Consider the following 25,383-nt stretch of genomic DNA (forward strand, 5'->3'; position numbering starts at 1 on the left):
CAAATGTGGGAGGGGATTGCAGTGGGTCAGTGAACAAATGCAGTGACTGACACTCCGCCATCGGGGGCAAGCCCCCTCCCACATTTGTGCTGTGCACTTCTCGCCATCGAACGGTAAACTCCGCGCATTGCTGTCTGGAGCTATTTATGCGCGAAGCGTTGAATCAAGGCCTGATCGACTTCCTCAAGGCCTCCCCTACTCCTTTTCATGCCACTGCGGCCCTGGCCCAACGCCTCGAAGCGGCCGGTTACCAGCGTCTCGACGAGCGCGACACCTGGACCACCGAAGCCAACGGGCGCTATTACGTGACCCGCAACGACTCCTCGATCATCGCCTTCAAGCTCGGCCGCCACTCGCCGCTGCAGGGCGGTATCCGCTTGGTCGGCGCCCACACCGACAGCCCGTGCCTGCGGGTCAAGCCGCAACCCGAGCTGCAACGCCAGGGTTTCTGGCAACTGGGCGTCGAAGTCTACGGCGGCGCATTACTGGCGCCGTGGTTCGACCGCGACCTGTCCCTGGCCGGCCGCGTGACCTTCCGCCGCGACGGCAAGGTCGAAAGCCAGCTGATCGACTTCAAGCTGCCGATTGCCATCATCCCCAACCTGGCGATCCACCTGAACCGTGAAGCCAACCAGGGCTGGGCGATCAATGCCCAGACCGAACTGCCGCCGATTCTCGCGCAGTTCGCCGGCGACGAGCGCGTGGACTTCCGCGCCGTGCTCACCGAGCAGTTGGCCCGCGAGCACGGGCTGAACGCCGATGTGGTGCTCGATTACGAGCTGAGCTTCTACGACACCCAAAGCGCCGCCGTGATCGGCCTCAATGGCGACTTCATCGCCGGCGCCCGCCTGGACAACCTGCTGTCGTGCTACGCCGGCCTGCAAGCCTTGCTCACCAGCGAGACCGATGAAACCTGCGTGCTGGTGTGCAACGACCACGAAGAAGTCGGCTCCTGCTCGGCCTGCGGTGCCGATGGCCCGATGCTCGAGCAGACCCTGCGCCGCCTGCTGCCCGAAGGTGACGAATTTGTCCGCACCATTCAGAAATCGCTGCTGGTATCGGCCGACAATGCCCACGGCGTCCACCCGAACTATGCCGACAAGCATGACGCCAACCACGGCCCGAAACTCAATGCCGGCCCGGTGATCAAGGTCAACAGCAACCAGCGCTACGCCACCAACAGCGAAACCGCCGGTTTCTTCCGCCACCTGTGCATGGCCGAGGAAGTCCCGGTGCAGAGCTTTGTGGTGCGCAGCGACATGGGCTGTGGCTCGACCATCGGCCCGATCACTGCCAGCCACCTGGGCGTGCGGACCGTCGACATCGGTTTGCCGACGTTCGCCATGCACTCCATTCGCGAACTGTGCGGCAGCCATGACCTGGCACATCTGGTGAAAGTGCTCGGCGCGTTCTACGCAAGCCGCGATCTGCCCTGATCCAAAGGCCGAATGCAGTTAAACATATGGGAGGAGCAAGCCCCCTCCCACATTTGGCTTCGCGTGGACCTGATCTATATCACCTGCATTTCCCGCAATCCCACCTAGACTTGTCAGTATTCCCACTCTGAGAAGGCCATCGCCTCATGATCACCATGTCCTCCTTCCATGCCATGCTCATCCCTATCCTGATCGGCATGATCATGCTCGCGGTCGGCTTCAACTTTCGTGACAAGCCCCTCGGCGTGTTCAGCATGTGGATCGGCATGCTGTTGATTCTGGGCACCGTGGTTTACAAGATCCTCGCTAAACTCGCTGAATAACAAATGCACTCGCATTGGGCATAGGGGCCTCGTACACTCGGTCAATTCGTCGTTTTCAAGGTTGACCGCCTCGTGCTTTCCCGTCTGCTTGCCCTGCCCTGCTGTTTGCTGATCGCCCTGCTCACCCTGCTCCCGCTCGCCCCGGCCCAGGCCGTGGGTTTGCCCGGGCTGCTGGGTGGCACCAGCAAGCCGCAACCCCAGGCCGAGCTGCCGCTGGGTCAGTCGCTGGACGAGGTGATCAAGACCCTGGAAAACGACCAGCAACGCACCCAGTTGCTCAACGACCTGAAAAAGCTGCGCCAGACCACGCAAAAGGCCCAGCCGGCCGCCGAACAAGGCGTGCTCGGGCTGATCGGCAGCACGCTGTCCGGCCTTGAGCAGCAGTTTTCCGGCGCCGACAGCCCACTGGGACGCTGGTCCGACGAAGTGGACATGGCCACAGATGAACTCGAGGCCTTGATGCTGCCGGCCAACGAATGGCTGCCGATCATCTTCGGCTTTGCCCTGATCCTCGCCGTGTGGAGCCTGCTGGCCGCCGCGCTGATCTGGCTCAGCCACCGGGTGCGCGAGCGCTTCGGCCTGACCGAAGAACTGCCGCAACACCCGCGCACCTGGGACATGCTGCGCTTCGCCCTGCGCAAACTGGGGCCGTGGCTGATCGCGCTGGTGATCACCGTGTACCTGAGTTACGCGTTGCCCTCGTCCCTGGGCAAATCCCTGGCGATGGTGCTGGCGTATGCGCTGGTGGTCGGCACCTGTTTCTCGGCGATCTGCGTGATCGCATTCTCCGTGCTGGACGGTCCCCATCGCCGTCACGCGTTGTATATCCTGCGGCGCCAGGCGTTCCGGCCGTTGTGGTGGATCGGCAGTTTCGCCGCCTTTGGCGAAGCCCTGGGCGACCCCAGGCTGGTCGCTGCGCTTGGCCAGCACCTGGCGCACACGGCCGCAACCGTCGCCAATGTGATGGCCGCGTTGTCCACCGGCGTGTTCATCCTGCGCTTCCGCCGGCCGATTGCGCACCTGATCCGCAACCAGCCGCTGTCCCGCCGCCTGACCCGCCGCGCCCTCAGCGACACGATCGAAATCATCGGCACCTTCTGGTACATCCCGGCCCTGCTGTTGGTCGGCATTTCACTGTTCGCCACCTTCGTCTCCGCCGGCGACACCAGCACCGCCTTGCGCCAGTCGCTGCTCTGCACGGTGTTGCTGGTGCTGTGCATGGTGATCAACGGCCTGGTACGCCGCCATGCCCTCAAGCCGCAACGCGGGCACAAGCGCCATGCGCTGTACTCCGAGCGCTTGAAGAGTTTCGTCTACACCCTCGCCCACCTGCTGGTGTGGCTGACGTTTATCGAACTGGGGCTGCGGGTCTGGGGCCTGTCGCTGATCCGCTTCACCGAAGGCGACGGCCATGAAATCAGCGTCAAGCTGTTCGGCCTCGGCGGCACGCTGCTGTTTGCCTGGCTGATCTGGATTCTCAGCGACACCGCGATCCATCACGCCCTCACCCGTTCGCGCAAAGGCCTGGCCAACGCCCGTGCGCAGACCATGATGCCGCTGATCCGCAACGTGCTGTTCGTGACCATCTTCATCATTGCCGCCATCGTCGCCCTGGCCAACATGGGCATGAACGTCACGCCGCTGCTGGCCGGTGCCGGTGTGATCGGCCTGGCCATCGGTTTTGGCGCGCAGTCGCTGGTGGCGGACCTGATCACCGGCCTGTTCATCATCATCGAAGACTCCCTGGCCATCGACGACTACGTCGACGTCGGCGGCCACCTCGGCACGGTCGAGGGCCTGACCATCCGTACTGTGCGCCTGCGCGACATCGACGGCATCGTGCATACCATCCCGTTCAGCGAGATCAAGAGCATCAAGAACTACTCCCGTGAGTTCGGCTACGCGATCTTCCGGGTAGCGATCCCCTACAACATGGAAATCGACGATGCGATCAAGTTGATGCGCGACGTCGGCCAGAAAATGCGCAACGACCCGCTGCAACGCCGCAATATCTGGTCACCGCTGGAGATTCAGGGCGTGGAAAGTTTCGAGTCGGGCAGCGCGATTCTGCGGGCGCGCTTCAAGACTGCGCCGATCAAGCAATGGGAGGTGTCGCGGGCGTTCAACCTGTCGCTGAAACGTCATCTGGACGAGGCTGGGCTGGACCTGGCCACGCCGCGCCTGAGTGTGCAAGTGGTGACCGGCGCGTCGGGCGGGCTGGAGAAAGACAAGAACGCCTGAGTCCTGAGGGTCAATGTGGGAGCAAGCGGTCGAGCCCCACATTGGATCTTCGCTGATGTCAGTGTCGCGGGCTCAAGCCAGCGCGGTGCCGTCCATTTTCTGGCGCAGGCTCAACGGACGCATGTCGGTCCAGACCTCTTCGATGTAGGCCAGGCACTCCTTCTTCATGCCGCTCTTGCCCACGGTGCGCCAGCCTTCCGGCACGGCCTTGTAGTCGGGCCAGATCGAATACTGTTCTTCATGGTTGACCACTACCTGAAACAGGATGTCGTCGCGGTCGAATACTGAGGTCATTGCTGTTCTCCATCGCTCAAAGGCCGGCTGCGCACCACGCGCAGCGCTGATATCTGTAGGAACGTACCAGGCGGGTAAAAAATTAGAGGCTGGCGACCGCCGCAGCCAGGGCACGCCCGAAGATCTCGGCGACCTGATCGATCTGGGCGGCACTGATCACCAACGGCGGCAGGAAGCGCACCACGCTGCCATGGCGGCCGCCCAGTTCCAGAATCAGGCCGCGCTTGAGGCATTCACGCTGCACCAGCGGCGCCAGTTGGCGGTGGACCGGCGGGTGGCCCTGGATATCCGGCGCGCCGTTCGGGTCCACCAGTTCCACGCCGAGCATCAGCCCGCGCCCGCGAATATCGCCCAATTGCGCAAAGTCGCGCTGCAGGATGCGCAACTGCTCCGCCAGGCGCTCGCCCATCGCCGCCGCATGGCCGGCCAGGTCGTGCTCCTTGAGGTAGCGCATCACCGCCGACCCTGCCGCCATCGCCATCTGATTGCCACGGAAGGTGCCGGCATGGGCGCCCGGCAACCAGGTGTCGAGCCAGTCGCGGTACACCACCACCGCCAACGGCAGGCTGCCGCCGATGGCCTTGGACATCACCACCACATCCGGAATGATGCCCGCGTGTTCGAAGGCGAACATCTTGCCGGTGCGCGCGAAACCGCTCTGGATTTCATCGACGATCAACGCCACACCCGCCTGCTCGGTGATCCGCCGCAGGCCGCGCAGCCAGTCGAGGTCCGCCGGGATCACGCCACCCTCGCCCTGCACCACTTCGACAATCACCGCCGCCGGCAACAGCACCCCGGCTTCCGGGTCGTTGAGCAGGTTTTCCAGATAATGCAGGTTGACCCGCACGCCTTGCGCGCCGCCCAGGCCGAACGGGCAACGGTAATCGTAGGGGAACGGCAGAAATTGCACGCCATTGCCGAGCAAGGCGCCCAAGGGTTTCTTCGGCCCCAGGCTGCCCATCAAGCTCAGCGCGCCCTGGCTCATGCCGTGATAACCGCCCTGGAACGACAACACCGTGCTACGCCCCGTGGCGGTGCGTACCAGCTTCAACGCGGCCTCCACCGCGTCAGTGCCGGTGGGGCCGCAGAACTGGATTTTCGCCTCCTGCGCCAACGCGGCCGGCAACAGGCCGAACAGGTCTTGCACGAATTGATCCTTGACCGGGGTGGTCAGGTCGAGGGTGTGCAACGGCAGTTCGTCGCTCAACACCTGCTGGATGGCGGCGATCACCACCGGGTGGTTATGCCCCAACGCCAAGGTGCCCGCGCCGGCCAGGCAGTCGATGAAACGGCGGCCTTCCACGTCTTCCACGTAAATGCCCTTGGCACGCTTGAGTGCCAAAGGGATGCGCCGCGGGTAGCTGCGGGCGTTGGACTCCTGCTGACGCTGGCGTGCCAGCAGCGGGCTTTCATCGAACTGGTAGAGCGTTTCCACGGGTGCCGGGCTGACCTGCACCCGAGCGTCTGCGATTTGGCTGGTAGCGACTGACATCTCTGGATCCCTCGATACGCGGGTGATGGTGACCAAACTGCCGATCCGTTGGCGTCTGGCCCAAGGGCCTGCGCGCGGATTGCCTGTTGTGGAAACGCACCAGCGTCGAATGGATTTAGGTGTTGTGGCGGTTAACGGACGGATCAAGCGCCGCCAATTGAGCCGCGCTCGCTGTCAAAGGCCCCGATACTTGTCATTCAGCGCATACAAAATCGCACACGTCTCAGCATCCAGGGCCCCGCCGTAATCCCTGGGCCGAAAGTGCATTTGAAACGCGCGGGTCCGCAGTTCGAACGCCTGGCGATTCTGCGCCGGTTTATACCCGTAGCGCTGAAACGCCCGCTCCACTTCCACCTCGGGCGGTAACCCGACACAAAAGCGGCGCTGATACATCGCCCGCGTTGCTTCATCGAACCAGGCCCCTACGCCCGCCTCGAACAGGCCGCGCCAAGGCAAGCGCGGCCCCGGATCGCTCTTGCGCCAGTACGCCACATCCGAATGCCCGAGGATGTCGCTCGGGCCGATGTGCGGGTAACGCGCGAGAATGTCGCGCAGCAATTCAATCAATACCTCCACCTGCTCCCGAGGGTACGCAGGAAAGGTAAACACCCCGCCCTCATCCCGCGCCAGGTTGACGACCTCGATGCCGATCGCGCGGCTATTGAGGTTGTCCCGCCCACCCCAGTGGCTCGCCCCGGCATGCCAGGCGCGCTGGCTCTCATCCACCAGGCGGAACACGCGCAACTCGTCGTAACCGGCGGCGCGGTAGCCGGGCTCGGCCGGATCAGGCAGCAGATAGTGCGCGCTGACGCCGTGTCGCGTCAGGGTGTGCAGGGATGACATAAAGGGCGCGGCGGTGTAATGCAGGACCACTTGCGCCACGGGCTCGCCGTTGCGTGCGTTGAAGTCCTTGGCGGGAAAACTGGTATCGATGACCAACATAAGAAGCGTCCTTTTCGGTACAGGCCGAGTCATTCGGCCCGTTCAAGCGCAAAACAATGACCGCCATCCTGAAGGGTTGAACGTCAGGCGGGCGGTAACTATTTGGCACACGAAAGAACGCGGGTCAGCGCCGCAGCGGCATGCCCAGATCGACCCGCAGGCCATCCGGCTGGCTGTCGAACGTCAACGAGCAGGAGCAGCGCTGGACGATCGCCTGCACAATCGCCAGGCCCAGGCCGCAGCCCTCGCTGTTGCCGTTGCGCCAGAAGCGCTGGGTCAGGTATTGCAGGTCTTCGCTGGCGATCTGTTTGCCGTGGTCGCGCACGCGGAACACCACCTGATCGCCGGCCATCAACACACTCAGCTCCACCCGGGTATCGGCCGGGGTGTGGCGCAGGGCATTGTCCAGCAGGTTGCGCAGGGCCGCGACGGCCAGGCCCACCGGCATTTCCAGCGGGGTATCGCTGAGGTCGTCCGGCAGGATCAGGTCGATGCGCTGGTTGTCGCCGGCGTTGGCATCCTGGATCGCCAGCCGTGCGACTTGCTCGGCACTCGACTGCACGCCGTCGTCGAACGACAGGCTGCCCTCCACCCGTGCCAACAACAGCAATTGCTCGAGGGTGCGGTGCAGGCGGTCGGCGCCCTCCTCGGCATGGGCCAGGGACTGGTCGCGGGCCGCGCCGTCGGTCATGCGCGCCACTTGCAGGTGGGTCTTGATCGCAGTCAGCGGGCTGCGCAGTTCGTGGGCGGCGTCGCCGGTGAGGCGGCGTTCGCGCTCGATGGTCTTGGCAATGCGCTGCAACAGCTGGTTCTGGGTGTCGAGCAGCGGTTTCAGCTCGCTGGGCAGCGGGTGGATCTGCAACGGTTCGAGGGAATCGGCGCTGCGCCGCATCAATGCATCGCGCATGCGATTGAGCGGCTGCAGGCTTTGACCGATCCCCAGCCACAGCAGGCACAGGCAGCCCAACAACGCCACACCGACCGGCACCGAGGCCGCCAGCAGGATCGACAGGTTCAACGCCTCGCGCTCCACCTGGCGGTCGGCGGTGGTAATGAACAGATCGCCACGGGCCAGGGTGAAGCTGCGCCACGCCGCGCCATCGATGATCTGGTCGCGAAAACCGCTGCGATGGGATTCCAGCCCCTGGTCCGGCGTGGTGTGGCTGCGCGCCAACACTTCGCCGCGCAAGGAACTGACCTGACAGGCCATGCCGCCCGGCACGTTCAGTTGCTCGGCGCTGAAGTGCTTGCCCTCGGCGCTGCTCGCCAGGCCCGGCATCTGCTCCATCAAACCGGCGACCATACGCGCCGACGCGACCAGGCGCTGGTCGAGGGAGAACATCATCTGGTTGCGCAGATCGTTGAGCATCCAGGCCGCCGCCAGCGCCCAGATCAACACAAAAGCGGCACCGAGCTTGAAGGTCAGGCGCAGGCGCAGGCTCATCACGAAGCGCTCTCTCCACCATCCGCCGGCCCCAGGCGGTAGCCCAGGCCACGCACCGTTTCGACGATGCCGTTGCCCAATTTGCGCCGCAGATGGTGGATATGCACGTTGAGGGCGTTGCTTTCCAGTTCGTCGTTGAAGCCGTAGACGCTGTCTTTGAGCTGTTCGCTGGAGAGCACGCGGCCCTTGTTGTGCAGCAGCGCCTGCAACAGCGCTTGTTCACGGCGGGAAAGGTCCACGGGCTGCCCGGCCAGCAGGGTTTCGCGGCTGCTCGGGTCGTAACTGAGGCGGCCGTGTTCGATCAGGTTGACGCTGCGCCCGGCCACGCGCCGCAGCAAGGTTTGCAGGCGCGCGGCGAGTTCGCGCAGGTCGAAGGGCTTGAGCAGGTAATCATCGGCGCCGGCTTGCAGGCCGTCGACGCGGTTGGTCACCGAATCCCGCGCGGTGAGGATCAGCACCGGAATTTCCAGGCCCTGGCTGCGCTGTTGTTGCAGCAACTTGAGGCCGTCTTCGTCGGGCAGCCCGAGGTCGAGCACCATGATGTCGAATTCGGCAGCCTTGAGCATCGCCCGCGCGGCGGCGGCAGTGGCCACGCGCTCGACGGTAAAGCCCTGGGCACCGAGGCCGGCCACGATGCCGCTGGCGATCAGTTCGTCGTCTTCACAGACCAGTACGTGCATGCTGAACCCTTCATGAAAGATGCGGGGGATTAGAAGACAGATCGATTAAGCGCGCATTATGCCGCCAAAGTTCGCAACATCAGATAATCCCTACGCTCTAGAATAGCGTCCGGTTAATCATCGGTTAATCAACGCCACACATTGTGTGCCTCACTTGCATCGAACTAAGGCTTGACCATGCGGCATCTATTTACCTTACTGCTGATGTTGTTCGCGGGATTCGCCCAGGCTGCGCCGGGTAACCCGTTCGAGACCAAACCCGACTTCCTCCCGGTGGGCAAGGCCTTCACCTTGACGTCCGAACGCCTGGAGTCCGGCGAAACCCAGCTGTTCTGGCAGATAGCCGATGGTTATTACCTGTACCAACAACGCATGAAGTTCGACGGCCTCGCCGAAAAACCCGCGCTGCCCGAGGGTGAAGCCCATAGCGATGAGTTCTTCGGCGAACAGCAAGTATACCGCCAAGGCCTCGAAGTGAAGATTCCGGCGGGGACGACCGGCCAGGTCAAGCTGGGCTGGCAGGGCTGTGCCGATGCCGGCCTGTGTTACCCGCCACAGTCGATGACCGTGGACCTGGGCGGCAACCCGGCCGTCGCCGCCACCGCACAAGCCCAGGACCAGAGCCTGGCCAGCGGCCTGCAGCAGCGCAGCCTGGGGTGGAGCCTGCTGGTGTTCTTCGGCCTGGGCCTGTTGCTGGCGTTTGCCCCGTGTTCGTTGCCGATGTTGCCGATCCTCGCCGGCCTGGTGGTCGGCAGCGGGGCCAACCCGCGTCGCGGTTTTGCGTTGGCCGGCAGCTACGTGGTGTGCATGGCGCTGGTGTATGCCGCGCTGGGCGTACTGGCCGCGCTGCTCGGCAGCAACCTGGCGGCGCTGCTGCAAACCCCGTGGATACTCGGCAGCTTCGCGGCCTTGTTCGTGATCCTGGCCCTGCCGATGTTCGGCTTTTTCGAACTGCAACTGCCGGTGGCCCTGCGCGATCGCCTCGACAACGTCAGCCGCAACCAGAGCGGCGGCAGCCTGATCGGCGCCGGAGTGCTCGGCGCGCTGTCCGGCCTGCTGGTCGGCCCCTGCATGACCGCGCCCCTGGCCGGCGCCCTGCTCTATATCGCCCAGAGCGGTAATGCCCTGCACGGCGGGCTGATCCTGTTCGCCATGGGCATCGGTATTGGCGTGCCTCTGTTGCTGCTGGTGACCGTGGGCAACCGCTTCCTGCCCAAGCCGGGCACCTGGATGAACGTGCTCAAGGGCGTGTTCGGCTTCCTGTTCCTGGCCACCGCCGTGTTGATGATCCGCCCAGTGGTCGGGGAAAACCTGTGGCTCGGCCTGTGGGGCGCGCTGGCCATGGCCATGGCCTATTGCGGCTGGCGCCTGGCCCAGGATTTCGGGCGGGTCGCCATGCTGTCCGGCGCCGTTTCCGTGGTGCTCGGGTTGTGGGGCGGCTTGCTGCTGGTCGGTGCGGCAGGTGGCAGCGACGATGTGTGGCAACCGCTGAAGGTCTACAGCGGCTCGCGGATCAGCGGCGCGCCGAGTGCCCACGATGCGTTCATGACGATCAACGACCCGGCCGTGCTGCAAAGCCAGCTCGACAGCGCCAAGGCCCAGGGCCAATGGGTGCTGGTGGATTACTACGCCGACTGGTGCGTGTCATGCAAGATCATGGAAAAACAGGTGTTCGGCAAACCCCACGTAATGGACGCCTTGAAAGACGTGCGCCTGCTGCGCCTGGACGTCACCGCCGACAACGCCGCCAGCCGCGCACTGCTCGAACGCTACAAAGTGCCGGGGCCACCGAGCTTCGTATGGATCGGCCCGGACGGTGAAGAACGCCGCGCCCGACGCATTACCGGCGAAGTCGATGCCGATACGTTCCTGCAACGCTGGACCCAGACGCGGGACGCCCGCTGATGCTGACCCTGACCATCGGCACCTTCGCCATCGCCCTGAATCACATCCTGCTGATCGGCGCGCTGATTCTCGCCACCCTGGTGGGCTGGCGCGTGGCCAAGCGTGGCGGGGAGAACCCGGAGTCGGTGCTGTTCAGCCTGTTCCTGCTGGGCATGTTGACGGCCCGCGTCAGCTTTGTGCTGATGTACTGGAGTTACTACCGCAACGACCCGTTGCAGATCGTCGACCTGCGCGACGGCGGCTTTCTCGCCTGGCCCGGCGTCATTGCACTGATCCTCGGCGCGCTGCTGTATGGCTGGCGCCGCCCGGCCCTGCGCAAACCGTTGAGTGCCGGGGTCATCACCGGCCTGCTGTTCTGGGGCATGACCAGCCTGTCGCTGAGCCTGTATGACAAGGGCTCGCGCCTGCCGGACATCACCCTGCGCAACGCCAACGGCGAGGTGGTGCAACTGGGCGATTACCAGGGCGGCCCGCTGGTGATCAACCTGTGGGCCACGTGGTGCCCGCCGTGCCGTCGGGAAATGCCAGTACTGGAACGCGCCCAACGCCAACGCCCCGACGTGACGTTCCTGTTCGTCAACCAGGCCGAAAGCATGCAAAGCGTCAGCACTTACCTGGCGACCCAGGGCCTGACCCTGGACAACGTCTTGTTCGACGCCAGCGGCCGCCTCGGCCAGGCCGTGGGCTCCATGGCCTTGCCGACCACGCTGTTCTACCAAGCCGATGGACGCCTGATCAACAGCCACCTCGGTGAACTGTCCCAGGCCAGCCTGGCCCGTGCCATGGAACCCTTCGACACCGCCCCCGCCGTCACGCCCCCTACAAGGAAACCGACATGCCCCGCCTCCGCCACCTGCTGACCCTGTTATCACTGAGCATGGCCGCCACCCTGGCCCAGGCCGAAGACTGGCCGGCCCCGATCAAACAGATCGAAGCCAAGGGCGCCAAGATCCTCGGCAAGTTCGACGCCCCCAGCGGCCTCACCGGCTACGCCGCGCAGTACCAGAACCGCGGCATGGCGCTGTACCTGAGCGCCGACGGCAAAAGCGTGCTCGCCGGCACCCTGTACGACGCCCAGGGCAATGACCTGAGCAGCGCGCCCCTGGAACAACTGGTGTACGCGCCGATGGCCAAGGAAGTCTGGGCGAAGATGGAAAAAAGCAGCTGGATCCAGGACGGCGACACCAACGCGCCGCGCACGGTCTACCTGTTCAGCGACCCCAACTGCCCGTACTGCAACATGTTCTGGGAACAGGCGCGGCCCTGGGTCAAGGCCGGCAAGGTGCAGTTGCGTCACATCATGGTCGGCATCATCCGCCAAGACAGCCCAGGCAAATCCGCCGCCCTGCTGGCCAGCCCAGACCCGCAAAAAGCCCTGCAAGAACACGAAGCCGCCGGCAAGGGCAGCAAGTTGCAGGCGCTGGACAAAATCCCGGCGGCGATTGAAGCCAAGCTCGAGGCCAATATGAAGTTGATGGATGAGCTGGAGTTGTCGGCGACGCCAGCGATTTTCTACCTCGATGACAAGGGCGGTTTGCAGCAACAGCAAGGGGCGCCGTCGCCGGATAAGTTGGTGAAGATCCTTGGGCCGAAATAGGCGGCGTCTGGACTGACGCTATCGGGGGCAAGCCCCCTCCCACATTTGAAGGCATGAACCCGGTCGAGTGTGGGAGGGGGCTTGCCCCGATGAGGCCCATGCAGGCAGCGAAAATTACAGGCCCTCCAACTCCGCCATCAAATCACTCAACCGATCCACCTTCTCGGCACTGATCGCTGTCGCCGCCAGCCCATCGATGTACTCGGCCAACTGCGCCACCGTGCTGCACTCGAACATCGCCCGCAACGGCACATCCCGTTGCAACGTCTTTTGCACGCGCGAGGCGATCTGCGTGGCCAGCAACGAGTGCCCGCCCAGTTCGAAGAAGTTGTCCTGCACGCCCACCCTTTCGACTCTCAGCACTTCGGCCCAGATTGCGGCCAAGGTGGTTTCCAGCTCATTGCGCGGCGCCAGGTAGCCCTGGCTGTGCAACTGGCCGATCTCCAGGGCCGGCAGGGCGTTGCGGTCGAGTTTGCCGTTGGCGTTGAGCGGCAGGCGCTCGAGCCAGAGCCAATGCAGTGGCACCATGTATTCCGGCAGTTCAGAACGCAGGTGTTGCTTGATGCGCTCCAGGCACTCGCCAGGGTTGAACGCAGCATCAGCGGCCACTAGATAGCCGACCAGATGCTTGCCACTGACGCCCTCCTGCACCCCGACCGCCGCGTCGCGCACTGCCGCTTGCTCATGCAGACGCGCTTCGATTTCCCCCAGCTCGATGCGGTAGCCGCGGATCTTCACCTGATGGTCGATACGCCCGACGTACTCCAGCACCCCATCGCTGCGCCGCCGTGCCAGGTCGCCGCTGCGGTACAGACGCTCGCCCGCGGCGCCGAACGGGTTGGGCACGAACACCTGGGCGGTGCGCAGCGGGTCGCTGACGTAACCGCGCCCTACGCCGGTACCGGCGACGCACAGCTCGCCCACCGCGCCCTGCGGCACCAACGCCAGTGCAGCGTCCAACACGTACAAGCGGTTGTTGTCGGTCGGCGCACCAATCGGCAGGTAAGTGCCCCGGGTCGAGGCCAGGTCGACACGGAAGAACGCCACATCATCCGAACATTCCGCCGGACCATAAGCGTTGACCAAGCCAATCTCGGGGTAACGCAGCAACCACTGCTGCGCCAGCTCCGGCGGCATGGCTTCACCGGTCGGCAGCATCCAGCGCAGGCCGTCCAGGCGGATGCGTGCCTCGGCCAGCATGCCCTGGATCAGCGACGGCACGCTTTCCAACACGCTGATGCCCTGGGCCTGCACATGGGCGAGCAAGCCCTGAGGATCGTGGGCGACGGCATTCGGCACGATATCCACCCGCGCGCCGAACAGCGGCGCGGCAAGGAACTGCCACACCGAAATATCGAAACTCTGCGAGGCGGTTTGCGCGATCACATCCACCGGGCTCAGGTCCAGGTACGGCACCTTGCTCAACTGGTTGTTGAGCATGCCGCGCTGTTCGACCATCACGCCTTTGGGCTGGCCGGTGGAGCCCGAGGTATAGATCACATAGGCAAGGTTGTCCGGGCCACTGTAAATGCCGGGGTTTGCCCCACGAGCAGGCACCTCCTCCCACACCAGCAACTGGCATTCCACGCCTTGCAGCAGCTCAATGGCCTGCTCGCGACACGCCTCGGTACACACCAGCAACGGGGTGCGGCTCAGCTCGATAATCCGGCTCAGACGCTGACCGGGCAGCCCCGGGTCGAGCGGCAGGTAACCGGCACCGGCCTTGAAGCTACCGATGATCATGCCGAGCAAATCGAGACTGCGCTCCGCCAGCAATGCCACCGGCTGATCCAGGCCGACACCCGCGGCGATCAGTGCGTGGCCCAGGCCGTTACTGCGCCGGTTCAACTCGGCATACGTCCACTGTCGGTCGAGGCACGTGGCGACGATGCGTTGCGGATGCTGCGCCACCTGGGCTTCGAACAGCTCGATATAGCTGCGCTCCAGCGGGTAGGCGTGCTCGCTCCGGTTGCAGCCGTGTACCAGGAATTCACGCTCCTGCGCGCCCATCAATGGCAGCTCGGCCATGTCGCCATGAAAACCCTGCATCAGCGCCAGCAGCAGGCGCTTGAACTCACTCAACATGCCCTGCACGGTGCTTTCATCGAAGTAACGCTGGTCGTAGGACAGGTGCAAACCAAGCTCATCGCCCGGATAGCACACGGCCGTCAGCGGGAAGTTGGTGTGGGTGCGGCCGGAGTCCGAGGTAGCATTCAGGCTTTGCGCACGGTCGAGTACCGAGACTTCCACCGGGGCGTTTTCGAACACGAACAGGCTGTCGAACAGCGGTTGGCCCTTGGGCAATTCGCTGTGTTCCTGAAGGGTCACCAGCGGCAGGTATTCGTACTCGCGCAGTTGCATATTGCTGTCGAGCAGGCCATTCAACCAGTGGCGCACGCTGCACTGTTGGCCCTCCTCGGGCAGCTTCACACGCAGCGCGATGCTGTTGATGAACAGGCCGACGGTCCGTTGCATGTCCGGCATGTCCACCGGACGCCCGGCCACGGTAACGCCGAACAGCACGTCACGCTCGCCGCTCAAGCGCCGCAGCACCAGGGCCCACGCGGCCTGGGCAAAGGTGTTGACGGTCAGCTGATGGGCCTGGGCCAGTTCGCGCAGGTGTATACCGTCGCGGGCATCGAGGCGGGTGTAGCAATCGCCCACTACCATGCCGCCGCTGCCGCCGGCGTGTTCGCGCAGGAACGGGCGGTCGCTGGGGATCGGCGTGGTGCGCTCGAAGCCCCGCAGGTTGTGCTGCCACCACTGGCGCGCCGCACTCAGGTTCTGGCGTTGCAGCCAGGCGATGTAGTCGCGATAACGCGGCGGCGTGGCCAGTTGCGCGTCGTGGCCTGCGCCGAGGGCCGTGTAGAGGTCGAAGAAATCATTCATCAACAGCGAACGGCACCAGGCATCGATGAGGATGTGGTGGTTGCTCATCATGAACCAGTAGCGCGCTTCAGCGACGCGGATCAGACGCAGGTGGAACGGCGCCTGGTTGAGCAGATCGAAACCGGCTTCGCGCTCGGCCTTGAGCAGCGCTTGCAGGCGCGGTTCCTGTTCGGCCTCGGCAACGGCGCGCCAGTCCAGGTACTCGATCGGCGTACTGCCGGGTTTGTGGATCACTTGCAGCATGTCCTCGCCGACGTTCCAGCAGAACGAGGCGCGCAAGGCTTCGTGACGGGCGATCACCGCTTGCCAGGCCTGGGCGAAACGCTCGGGGTCGAGGGCGCTGTCGATGCGGTAGCGGTCCTGCATGTAGTAGAGGCCGGTGCCCGGTTCAAGCAGGGTATGCAGCAGCAGGCCTTCCTGCATCGGGGTCAGCGGGTACACGTCTTCGATCGCACTGGCCGGCACCGGCAAGGCGTCCAACTGCGCCTGGGTCAAGCGCGCCAGGGGGAAGTCGGAAGGCGTGAGGCCGCCGGCACCGTCCTTGAGGCAATGGGCGATCAGGCTGTGCAGTTCGTCCAGGTAGGCCGCGGCCAACTCGCCAATCGTCTGCTGATCGTGGCGTGCGCGGCTGAAGGTCCAGCGCAGCACCAGTTCGCCGCCGTACACCTGGCTGTCGACACTCAGTTCGTTGGGCAGCGGCGCATCCGGGTCATGGGCGAGGCCGGCGGATTCCTCCAGCGGGTGGAACAGTGCATCGGCGCCGAAGCTCTGGTCGAACTGGCCGAGGTAGTTGAAGGTGATGTCGGCACTCGGCAGTGCGGCCATCGTCTGTTTGCACAGGTCGTCCGCCAGGTAGCGCAGCACGCCGTAGCCCAGGCCTTTGTGCGGCACGCCGCGCAGTTGCTCCTTGATGGCTTTGATCGATGCGCCCTGCTCCGCCAGCGGCGTCAGGCGCACCGGATAGGCGCTGGTGAACCAGCCGACGCTGCGGGTCAGGTCGATCTCATCGAACAGGGTTTCGCGGCCGTGGCCTTCCAGTTGGATCAGCGCCGAGGCGTGACCGCTCCAGCGGCACAGTACGCGGGCCAGGGCGGTCAGCAGCAGGTCGTTGACCTGGGTGCGATAAGCGCTGGGGGCTTGTTGCAGTAACTGGCGGGTGCGTTCGGCGTCCAGGCGCACACTGAGCGTCTCGGCATCGCGATGGCGCAATGCGCCGTGCGGGCGCGCCACCGGCAAGGGCACCGCCGCACCGGCCAAGCGCTCCTGCCAGACGCACAATTCTTCGCGCAGGGATTCGCTGCCGGCATAGGCCTGCAAGCGGGCGGCCCAGTCGCGCAAGGCACTGGTCTTGGCCGGCAGGCTGACGGATTGGCCGTCGCTCAATTGGCGATAGACGTTTTGCAGATCCTCAAGCAACACACGCCACGACACACCATCCACCACCAGGTGATGGATCACGATCAGCAGGCGCTGCTGGCCTTGCGGGCCATCCACCAGCAACGCGCGCAACAGCGGGCCGTGGGCCAGGTCGAGGCTGCGTTGGGTGTCGCTGAACAACGCGCTGCACTGTTGCAGATCACACACTTGCGCCTGCATCAGCACACCGCCCTCCGGCACGGCCAGGTGTTCGGCGTGCCATTGCGCGTCGCGCCGGGTGAAGCTCAGGCGCAGCGCGTCATGCTGTTCCAGCACCGCCAGCAGGGCTTGCTCCAGGCGATGGGGATCGAGCAGTTGCAGCGGTTTGAGCACCAGCGCCTGGTTCCAGTGTTGACGCGCGGGAATCTCTGTCTCGAAGAACCACTGCTGGATCGGCGTGAGCCCCGAGCGGCCGCTCAGCACGCCTTGCTCGGCGCTGACCTGCTCGGCGCGCGTGGCGACGGCGGCTAGGGTCTGTACGGTCTGGTGCTGGAACAAATCCCGCGGGCTGAAGTGAATCCCGGCCTGGCGCGCACGGCTGACCACCTGGATCGACAGGATCGAATCGCCGCCCAGTTCAAAGAAGTTATCGTCGAGACCGACCTGCTGCACGTTCAACACCGCGCACCAGATCGCCGCCAACGCTTGCTCCAGCGCGTTGCGCGGCGCCACGTAGTGTTGGCGATTCGCCTCGGCATCCGGCGGCGGCAAGGCGCGGCGGTCGAGCTTGCCGTTGGCGGTCAGCGGCATGCTGTCCAGCACGAGCCAATGGGCGGGCACCATGTAGTCCGGCAGTTGCGCTTTGAGGTGCGCCTTCAAGGCGTCGCGCAAGGGGCCGTGCTCGGCGTCGCTGGCCAGATAGGCCACCAGCTGTTTGCCGCTCGGCGAATCCAGCGCCAGCACCACCGCTTCCCGCACGGCGGGATGTTCAAGCAGGCGCGTTTCGATCTCGCCCAGTTCGATGCGGAAACCACGGATCTTCACCTGATGGTCGATCCGCCCGAGGTATTCCACCTGGCCATCGCTCAGTTGGCGCACCAGATCGCCGGTGCGGTACAGGCGACCGCCACGGGCCGCGAAGGGGTCCGCGACAAAACGCTCCGCGGTCATCCCCGGACGCTGGTGATAACCCTGCGCCAGCCCTGCCCCGCCGACGTACAACTCGCCGCTCGCGCCTTGCGGCACCAGGGCCAGGTCGGCGTCGAGAATATAGGCCACGCGGGCGCCGACGATGCTGCCGATCGGCACGCTGCCGACGCCCTCCGCCAAGTGCTGCGGTGCGAGGCCGGCCAGCGGCATCACCACGGTTTCAGTCGGGCCGTAGGCGTTGAAAAACACCTGCGGCTGGAACGCCGCGCGGATGCGCTGCAGGTGTTCGCCGGTCAGCGCCTCGCCGCCGGTGATGCACAACCGCACCGGCAAGGTCTGCCGCTGGGTTGCCAGCCATTGCGCCAACTGGCTGCCGTAGCTCGGGGTGAAGCCCAGCACATTGATGCGATGGGTGCGGATCAGCCCGCAGATCTGCTCGGCATCCCACTGGCCCTGGGCGCGCAATACCAGTTGTGCGCCGCTGAGCAACGGCACCAGCAAACGCTCGGTGGCGGCGTCGAAGTTGATCGAATAGAAGTGCAGCTCACAGTCATCCGGGCGCATGCCGAAACGCTCGATCACGGCCTGGCAGTGCATGGCGATTTCGCCGTGGCACACCACCACGCCTTTCGGCTTGCCGGTGGAGCCGGAGGTGTAGATCAGGTACGCCGGGTGTTGCGGCAGGCTGAGAAACGGCGGCTCACTGGCCGGGTAGTTCGCCAGCACCGGCAGGTCGTCTTCCAGGCACCAGCACGCCAGCGTCGCCGGCAGTTCACCGAGGGCGGCGAACATCGCCGCATCACTGAGCAGCAAGCCGATGCCGCTGTCTTCGATCATGTAATGCAGGCGGTCCAGCGGGTACTCCGGGTCCAGCGGCACATAGGCGCCGCCGGCCTTGAGAATCGCCAGCAGGCCGATGACCATTTCCAGGGAGCGCGGCAACGCCAGGCCGACGCGCACCTGCGGGCCGACGCCACGCTCGCGCAGCATCCAGGCCAGGCGGTTGGCGCGGGCATTCAGTTCGCGGTAGCTGAGGGTCTCACCGGCAAACGTCAGTGCCGGCGCGTCGGCACGGGCCAGTGCCTGCTGGTTGAACAGTGAGTGAAGGCACTGGTCGAGGCGCTGTTCAGCCGCGTCGCTCCCCAGGCTGCGCTGCAATGCGTGCTGCTCGTCGGCACCCAGCATCGGCAGTTCGCTGAGGCGTTGCTGCGGGTCGGCGATCAGCGCTTCGAGCAGGTTGCGCCAATGTTCGGCCATGCGCGCAACGCGCGGCTCATCGAACAAATCGGTGCAGTAGGTCAGGCAGCATCCCAGGCGATGGTCAAGGTCGGTGACTTCCAGGTTGAGGTCGAACTTGGTCGCACGCGCATCGTTGGCCAGGTACTCGACGCTCATCCCGCCCAGTTGGCGGCGCTGCTGGAATTCCCAACGCTGCACGTTGCACATCACTTGGAACAGCGGGTTGTACGCCGCGCTGCGCGGTGGTTGCAGCGCTTCCACCAAATGGTCGAACGGCAGGTCCTGGTGAGACTGGCCCTCGATCACGGTGTGACGAACTTGCTCGAACAACTCACCGACGCTCATCTGCCCGTCGAGCCGGCAACGCAGTACCTGGGTGTTGAGGAAAGCGCCGATCAGCCCTTCGCTTTCCGGGCGAATCCGATTGGCCACCGGAGCGCCGATGCGCAGGTCGGTCTGGCCGCTGTAGCGGTAGAGCAACACCGCCAGCGTGGCAGTCATGCTCATGAACAGGGTCAGGCCGTGCGCAGCATTGAAGGCCCGAACGCGCGCGGCCAGTTCGTCGCTCAAATCAAAACGGTACAGCCCGCCGCGGTGGCTTTGCACCGGCGGCCGCGGGCGGTCGCCGGGCAGTTCCAGCAGCGGATGCTCATAACCCAATTGCGCGATCCAGTAATCGAGCTGGCGCTGGCGCTCGCCGGACTCCAGCCACTGGCGCTGCCACACGCTGTAGTCGAGGTACTGCACCGGCAGCGGCGCCAGCGGCGAGTCGCGCTCATCGATGAAGGCTTCGTACAGCGCGCTGAGTTCACGGGCAAAGATGTCCATGGCCCAGCCTTCGGTGACGATATGGTGCAAGGTCAGCACCAGGTAATGCTCCTGCGCGCCGGCCTTGACCAGGCACACGCGCAACAGCGGCCCGGTTTCCAGGTTGAACGGCGTGTGCGCCTCGACATCGGCCAGCTGCTGCAAGCGTTGCTCGCATTCGAGGTGGCTCAGCGCCGAGAAGTCCTGCCAGCCCATGCGCAGGCCGGTCTGCGCCGACACCTGCTGATGCGCCACGCCATCGACGCTCGGGAAGGTGGTGCGCAGGGTTTCGTGACGCATGACCAAGGCCTGCAACGCGGCCTCGAAACGCCCCACGTCGAGCACCCCGCGCAGACGCGCCATGCCGCCGACGTTGTACGCCGGGCTGTCCGGCTCCAACTGCCAGAGGAACCACATCCGCTGCTGGGAATAGGACAGCGGCACCGGCCGGCTGCGGTCGACCTGGGCGATGGCGGTCTGTTGGTTGCGTTGGCCGGCGGCCTGGATCTGCCCGACCTGCTCGGCAAATGCGCCGAGTTCGCTGGCTTCGAACAGGGTGCGCAACGGCAGCTCGACGTCACACGCCTGACGGGTGCGCGAGATGATTTGCGTGGCCAGCAACGAATGGCCGCCGAGGGCGAAAAAATCATCGCGCAGGCCGATCCGTGGCAGGCCCAGCACTTCGCGCCAGATCGCCGCAATCTGCTGCTGCAACGGGCTCTCGGGTTCAACGTGTTCGCGGGTTTGCCACACCGGCTCGGGCAGCGCACGGCGGTCCAGCTTGCCACTCGGGCTCAGGGGCATGGCGTCCAGGCGCATCAGGTGCGCAGGCACCATGTATTCCGGCAACCCGGCGGCCAGGGCGGCTTTGACGGTTTGGGCGTCGAGCGCGGCAGTGGCGGTGTAATAGCCGATCAATTGATCATCGCGCACCAGCACCACGGCCTGGGCGATACCGTCGAGGGCCAGCAGGCGCGCTTCGATTTCTTGCGGCTCCACGCGAAAGCCGCGCAACTTGACCTGCTGATCGAGACGACCGAGGTAGTCGAGCACGCCGTCAGCGCTCCAGCGTGCGCGGTCACCGCTGCGATACAGACGGCTGCCCGGCGCGCCCAAGGGGTCGGCGACAAAACGCTCGGCGGTGAGCCCGGCGCGGCCGAGGTAACCGCGTGCCAGGCCGATGCCGCCGATGCACAGCTCGCCCGGCACTCCCGCTGGCAACGGGTTGAGCTGTTCGTCGAGCACGCGGCAGATCACATTGCCCAGCGGTCGGCCAATCGGCGAGCGCTCGCCATCCTCGGCGCGGCAGTGCCAATGGGTGACGTTGATCGCGGTTTCGGTCGGGCCATAACGGTTGTGCAACTGCACCGCCGGCAACCGCGCAAGCACACGGTCACGCAACTCGGCGGGCAAGGCTTCGCCGCCGCAGAACAGACGGCGCAGGCTGGTGCATTCGGCCGCCAACGGCTCGTCGATAAACAGCTGCAACAGCGGCGGCACAAAGTGCAGAGTGGTCACGCCATGGGCCTGCACCAGTTGCGCGATGCGCTGCGGGTCGCGCTGCTCGCCCGGCCCCGCCAACACCAGGCGGCAGCCGGTGATCAGCGGCCAGAAGCACTCCCACACCGACACGTCGAAACTGATCGGGGCTTTTTGCAGCAGCACGTCGCTGTCATTCAGCGCGTAGGTGGCCTGCATCCACTGCAAGCGCTCGGCCAGGGCCGCATGGGTGTTGCCCACGCCCTTGGGCTGGCCGGTGGAGCCGGAGGTGTAGATCACGTAGGCGAGGTGCTCGCCGTCCAGATGCAGGCCCGGCGGCTGGGTCGGCCAGCGGTCGAGGTGCAGGCTGTCCATGGCGATCACGCACACGTCTTCGGCCGTGGGTAATTGCGCCAGCAACGCGGTCTGGGTCAGCAGCAGGTGGACGCCGCTGTCCTTGAGCATGTAGGCCAGGCGCTCGGCGGGGTAATCCGGGTCCAGCGGCACGTAGGCGCCGCCGGCCTTGATGATCGCCAGCAGGCCGATCAACAGTTGCGGCGAACGCTCGGCGGCGATGGCCACGCACACGTCGGGGCCGACGCCCTTGTCGCGCAGGTAATGGGCCAGGCGGTTGGCCTGGGTGTGCAGTTGGGCAAAGCTCAGGCTGCCGCCCTGCCAGACCAGCGCGGTGCGGTCCGAGGTGTGTTGGTTGAGCTGTTCGGGCAACCATTGCCGGGCCGGCGCGCAAGGCGCTTCGCTCCAGGGCCGCTGTTCGTCGTGTTGCATCAATTTGAGGTCGCCGAGGGCCCGCTGCGGTTGCTCGCACACGGCGTGCAGCAGGTTGATGAAGTGCTCGGCCAGGCGTTGGATGGTGGTGCTTTCGAACAATTCGTCGGCGTAGTCGAACGCCAGGCTCAGGCGCCCGTTGCGGTCTTCTTCGCTGTGCAATTGCAGGTCGAACTTGGCTTCGCGGCTGTGCCACGCCAGTTCTTCGGCGAGCAGGCCCGGCAGGCGACGCAAAGCGCCGAGGTCGCGCTGCTGATGGTTGAACATCACCTGGAACAGGCCCTGTTCACGGGCGTGGGGGAACGCTTCGAGCAGTTGTTCGAAGGGCAGATCCTGATGGGCCTGGGCGCCCACTGCCGCCTGGCGCGTGGCCGCCAACAGCTGGTTGAACGGCAGGCGCCCGTCCAGCTCGGCGCGCAGTACCAGGGTGTTGATAAAGAAGCCGACCAGGCCTTGGGTTTCCTGGCGCGGGCGGTTGGCGCTGGGCACACCGATGCGGATGTCGCGCTGGCCGCTGTAGCGGTAGAGCAAGGTCTGGAACGCCGCGAGCAACAGCATGAACGGCGTCGATTGGTTGGCCTGGGCAGTCTGGCGAATCGCCGCGCTGAGGCTTGCGCCCAGACGCACGCTGTGGCGCGAAGCACTGTTGCGTTGCCGCGCCGCACGCGGGTGATCGGTGGCCAGGCTCAAGGCCGGGTGTTCGTCTCCCAACTGCGCCTTCCAGTACGCCAGTTGCCGCTGGCCTTCGCCCTCGGCCAACCATTGGCGCTGCCAGTTGCCGTAGTCGGCGTATTGCACGGCCAGTGGCGGCAGTTGCAGGGGCTGGCCCTGGGACGCCGCGGCGTACAGGCGCGAGAACTCATCGATGAGGATATTCAGCGACCAACCGTCGGCGATGATGTGATGCAGCGTCACCAGCAACTGATGATCTTCGTCGTCCAGGCGCACCAGGCTCACCCGCAGCAACGGGCCGTTTTCCAGGTCGAACGCGGTGTGCGCCTGCTCCTCGCGGATCTGCTGCGCCCGGGCTTCGCGCGCGGCGGCGGGCAGGTCACCAAGGTCGATGACGTGCAAGTCGAATGCGCTGCTGGCCAACACCCGTTGGAAGGCTTGCCCATCCCGTTCGTAGAAGCGCGTGCGCAGGGCTGGGTGGCGCTGGATCAGGTGCGCGAAGCTGGCGCGCACCGCGTCTGCATCCAGCTCGCCGCGCAGGCGCAGGGCACCGGGGATGGTGTACGCGTGGCTCTGCGGGTCGAGTTGCCAGGTGATCCACAGGCGATTCTGTGCGAGGGATTGCGGCAGTTCATCCTCATGCGACAAGCACTGGATCGTGCCTTGGGCGACGCCGCCATCCTGCTGCAACTGTGCCACATCGGCAGCGAAGGCCGACAAGGTCGGCGCTTCGAACAGCAGGCGCAGGTTCAGTTCCAGGCCCAGGGTTTCGCGCAGGCGCGCAACCACTTGGGTCGCGCTGATGGAATTGCCGCCGAGCAGGAAGAAGTGGTCATCCGCCGCTACCGTCGCCACCTGCAACTGCTCGCACCAGATCGCCGCGATCTGGGTCTGCAAGGTGGACCCCAGCGCGACATCACTGGCCGCCCCTTGCAGACCGGGGAACTGCGCATAGCTGTCGAGGCTACCATCGGCGTAACGCAACGCACATGCCGAGCGCTGCAGCTTGCCGCTGGAGGTCTTCGGCAACGCGCCGGGGTTGAGCAACACCACCACGCACGGCGCCTCTTGATAGGCTTCGGCCACGGCTTGGCGGATCGCCGTGATCAGCGCTTGCGGCGCGAGGATTTTCTGCACGCTGCGGCTGATCTCAGCGGCGATACCGATGCCTTCCTGGCCCTGCTCATTCACCGCGAACGCCGCGACCCGGCCTTTGCGCACCACCTCCACTTCGCGCTCGATGGTCTGCTCGATGTCCTGCGGGTAGAGGTTGTGGCCGCGCACGATCAGCAGGTCTTTCAAACGCCCAGTGATGTACACCTCGCCCTCGCGGATAAAGCCCAGGTCGCCGCTGCGCAGCCAGGTGCGGCCGGCGTGCTGGACGAAGGTCTTGGCGCTGGCTTCGGGGTTGCGCCAGTAGCCGTGGGCAATGCTCGGGCCGCTGGCCCAGAGTTCGCCGACGCAGTTGTCAGGCAGTTCGCTCAAGGTGTGGGGATCGGCGATCAGCACCGCGTGGTCCGGCTGATGTGTGCCGCAACTCATGATCGCCGCGCCCGGCCCCGGCTCGGCGCGGTTGGCGGCCAGCGCCTGAGCATCCAGGCGCAGGCCCGGGATGCCGTGGCCACGGCGGCCGCCGGCGACAAACAGGGTTGCTTCGGCCAGGCCGTAGGAGGCGAAGAAGTTGTTCGCGGTGAAACCGCACGGGGCGAACTTCTCGGCGAAGCGTTCCAGGGTGTCGAGGCGGATCGGTTCGGAGCCGGAATACGCCACGCGCCAGCGCTTCAAATCCAGGCGTTCCAGGGCCGATTCGCTGACCCGTTCGCTGCACAAGCGATAGGCGAAATCCGGGCCGCCGCTGATGGTGCCGCCGTATTCGCTGATCGCTTCCAGCCAGCGCAAGGGCCGGCCGAGGAAGTACGCCGGCGACATCAATACGCAGGGCACGCCGCTGAAGATCGGTTGCAGCAGGCCGCCGATCAGGCCCATGTCGTGGTACAGCGGCAGCCAGCTGACGATCACGTCATCCGGGTTCAGGTCGATGCCGAAACCGCGCCGGATCAGCAGTTCATTGGCGACCAGATTGCCGTGGCTGACCTGCACACCCTTGGGCAAGGCGGTGGAGCCCGAGGTGTATTGCAGGAAGGCGATGTCGTCGGCTTGCACATCGGTGGCGACCCAGCGCTCGGCAAGCGCGCTGTCGAGGGTGTCGACCGCCAGCAGCGGCGGCGCGTTTTCGATCTGCGCCAAGTCATCGCCGAGGCTGGCGATGGTCAGCAACAGGCGCGGTTCGGCGTCGGCGATGATCGACAGCAAGCGCGCCTGGTGATGGTGACGAGCGGACTCCGGCGGATAGGCCGGCACCGCGATCACCCCGGCGTACAGGCAACCGAAGAACGCCGCCACATAGTCCGGCCCGCTGGGGAACAACAACACGGCACGGTCGCCCAGGTCGGCGTTGGCCTGCAGGGCGGCGGCGATGGCACGGGCGCGTCGGTCGAGGTCGCGGTAGCTGAGGACCACGTTGTGTTCGGCGGACTCAGCGAGGAAACGCAGAGCGATCCGCTCCGGAGTCTGCGCGGCGCGGCGTTGAAGGGACTGGGCCAGGGTGCGGGGAAGTTCGAAGGCGTCCATCATGGGGGTTCCTGCCTG

Annotated in this window: 12 protein-coding genes; 6 read left to right on the forward strand and 6 right to left on the reverse strand. The window is 65.3% G+C overall.

Annotation, left to right across the window (positions count from 1 at the left end):
• The first annotated feature begins 146 nt into the window (after nt 1-146).
• The 3 genes from JN756_RS23010 (at nt 147) to JN756_RS23020 (ending at nt 4,000) form a co-directional block, all read left to right on the forward strand.
• Nucleotides 147-1,436 carry a M18 family aminopeptidase gene (locus JN756_RS23010; RefSeq protein WP_046382553.1) on the forward strand — a complete coding sequence of 430 codons (1,290 nt, stop codon included), beginning with the start codon at nt 147-149 and terminating at the stop codon, nt 1,434-1,436.
• Between the two features lie 146 nt (nt 1,437-1,582).
• The gene (locus JN756_RS23015) at nt 1,583-1,759 is read left to right on the forward strand and encodes a hypothetical protein (protein WP_169796378.1); all 177 of its coding nucleotides are present in this window, start codon (nt 1,583-1,585) and stop codon (nt 1,757-1,759) included.
• Nucleotides 1,760-1,831: 72 nt separating this feature from the next.
• Nucleotides 1,832-4,000, forward strand: a complete 2,169-nt coding sequence (locus JN756_RS23020; RefSeq protein WP_057003885.1) for a mechanosensitive ion channel family protein — start codon at nt 1,832-1,834, stop codon at nt 3,998-4,000.
• A gap of 72 nt (nt 4,001-4,072) precedes the next feature.
• On the opposite strand, the gene JN756_RS23025 is transcribed toward JN756_RS23020, so the two are convergent.
• The 5 genes from JN756_RS23025 to JN756_RS23045 all read right to left on the reverse strand — a co-directional run bounded on the left by JN756_RS23025 (nt 4,073) and on the right by JN756_RS23045 (nt 8,855).
• The gene (locus JN756_RS23025) at nt 4,073-4,294 is read right to left on the reverse strand and encodes an MbtH family protein (protein ID WP_017845810.1); all 222 of its coding nucleotides are present in this window, start codon (nt 4,292-4,294) and stop codon (nt 4,073-4,075) included.
• A gap of 82 nt (nt 4,295-4,376) precedes the next feature.
• Nucleotides 4,377-5,789 carry an aspartate aminotransferase family protein gene (locus JN756_RS23030; protein ID WP_046382551.1) on the reverse strand — a complete coding sequence of 471 codons (1,413 nt, stop codon included), beginning with the start codon at nt 5,787-5,789 and terminating at the stop codon, nt 4,377-4,379.
• 174 nt (nt 5,790-5,963) lie between these two features.
• Nucleotides 5,964-6,731, reverse strand: coding sequence for an N-acetylmuramoyl-L-alanine amidase (locus tag JN756_RS23035; protein ID WP_046382550.1), 768 nt, complete (start codon nt 6,729-6,731; stop codon nt 5,964-5,966).
• A 124-nt stretch (nt 6,732-6,855) separates the two neighbouring features.
• The gene (locus JN756_RS23040) at nt 6,856-8,175 is read right to left on the reverse strand and encodes an ATP-binding protein (protein WP_046382549.1); all 1,320 of its coding nucleotides are present in this window, start codon (nt 8,173-8,175) and stop codon (nt 6,856-6,858) included.
• Complete coding sequence (locus tag JN756_RS23045; RefSeq protein ID WP_046382548.1) at nt 8,175-8,855, reverse strand: response regulator; 681 nt, start codon at nt 8,853-8,855, stop codon at nt 8,175-8,177. The genes JN756_RS23040 and JN756_RS23045 overlap by 1 nt, the downstream gene beginning before the upstream one ends.
• A 177-nt stretch (nt 8,856-9,032) precedes the next feature.
• On the opposite strand from JN756_RS23045, the gene dsbD reads away from it, so the two are divergent.
• The 3 genes from dsbD to dsbG are packed head-to-tail and all read left to right on the forward strand — an operon-like array spanning nt 9,033 to nt 12,357.
• Nucleotides 9,033-10,760: a protein-disulfide reductase DsbD gene (gene dsbD, locus JN756_RS23050; protein WP_128192343.1), complete on the forward strand. Its 1,728-nt coding sequence runs from the start codon at nt 9,033-9,035 to the stop codon at nt 10,758-10,760.
• The gene (locus JN756_RS23055) at nt 10,760-11,620 is read left to right on the forward strand and encodes a TlpA disulfide reductase family protein (RefSeq protein ID WP_046382546.1); all 861 of its coding nucleotides are present in this window, start codon (nt 10,760-10,762) and stop codon (nt 11,618-11,620) included. Before dsbD ends, JN756_RS23055 begins: the two co-directional genes overlap by 1 nt.
• Nucleotides 11,596-12,357 carry a thiol:disulfide interchange protein DsbG gene (gene dsbG, locus JN756_RS23060; protein WP_017845803.1) on the forward strand — a complete coding sequence of 254 codons (762 nt, stop codon included), beginning with the start codon at nt 11,596-11,598 and terminating at the stop codon, nt 12,355-12,357. Before JN756_RS23055 ends, dsbG begins: the two co-directional genes overlap by 25 nt.
• Before the next feature lie 114 nt (nt 12,358-12,471).
• Here the strand turns inward: dsbG and JN756_RS23065 are convergent, their stop codons facing one another.
• Entirely contained in the window at nt 12,472-25,368 is a 12,897-nt protein-coding gene (locus tag JN756_RS23065; protein ID WP_201021415.1) for a non-ribosomal peptide synthetase, read from the reverse strand.
• Between the last annotated feature and the right edge of the window lie 15 nt (nt 25,369-25,383).

Source organism: Pseudomonas sp. Y39-6 (assembly GCF_023651955.1).
GTDB classification, from domain to species: Bacteria; Pseudomonadota; Gammaproteobacteria; order Pseudomonadales; family Pseudomonadaceae; genus Aquipseudomonas; species Aquipseudomonas veronii.